Below are 964 nucleotides of genomic sequence, written 5' to 3' on the forward strand. Positions count from 1 at the left end.
GACAGGTCGCGCAGGAACGGCCCAAGCGTGACGACGGCGAAGATGCCGTAGACGATGGTCGGTATGCCGGCCAGCAGTTCAAGCGCCGGCTTGACCACCGAGCGCACCCTGGGCGTTGCGTATTCGGCCATGTAGACAGCCGACATCAGCCCGACCGGCACCGCAACCAGCAGCGCGACGGCGGCGATATAGAGCGTGCCGGCAAGAAGCGGGATCAGGCCGAACTGGCCCTGGCTGCCGCCCGAACCGGCAGCGGCAAAACGCGGATCCCAGACCGTGCCGAAGAAGAAACTCATCGGCGAGACGCTCTCGAAGAAGGTGATCGTCTGGAACAGCATCGAAAGCACGATGCCGACGGTGGTCAGGATGGCGATGGTGGAGGCGGCAAGCAGCCCCCACAGCATCAACCGCTCGACATTGTTGCGCGCCCTGGCGCGCGGCTCGATCTGCCTGAGCGCATAGAAGGCGCCGGCGATCGAGGAAGCCAGAATGACAATGGCGCCGAACAGGCCGAGCCGGTCCTGGACCTTGTTCGCCTCGACGGCGATCGGGATCATGTAATCCTGTGTGTCGCTCGCCAGTGCCACGCCCTTGGCGGCGAGCAGCGGCTGCAACTCGGCAAAGCTGGCAGGCATTGCGGCCAGTGTGCCAGCATCGAGTTTGCGCAGGCCCCTGGCGAGGCTCTTTACCAGGCTGACATCCAGTGCCTCGCTGGCAACCTTGCTGTCGACGGTACGCTCGGGCAAGGCAGCGTGGATGTGCCGGTCAAGATAGACCGAAGAACCGACGGCCCAGACGGCAAGCAGCAAAAGAGCAGGCAGGACGGCGAGCAGGAAGGCCCACCAGCCGTGATAGTGGGCACGCGAATGCGGCTTGACTTTGCCATTGTCCTGGGCCGCGGCACGCTGCCGGCCGATGAAAAAGGCAACCAGGCCGACGGCAACGACGATGGCCAGTACGAGCA

General features: G+C 64.6%; 1 protein-coding gene. It reads right to left on the reverse strand.

Going from position 1 to position 964, the window contains the following annotated elements:
- Positions 1 to 964, reverse strand: a 964-nt coding sequence (locus tag EN884_RS37020) for a phosphate ABC transporter permease family protein (protein ID WP_245492065.1), incomplete at both ends; no start/stop codon positions are given.

The organism is Mesorhizobium sp. M7A.F.Ca.AU.001.01.1.1 (genome assembly GCF_004022735.1).
Lineage (GTDB): Bacteria > Pseudomonadota > Alphaproteobacteria > Rhizobiales > Rhizobiaceae > Mesorhizobium > Mesorhizobium ciceri.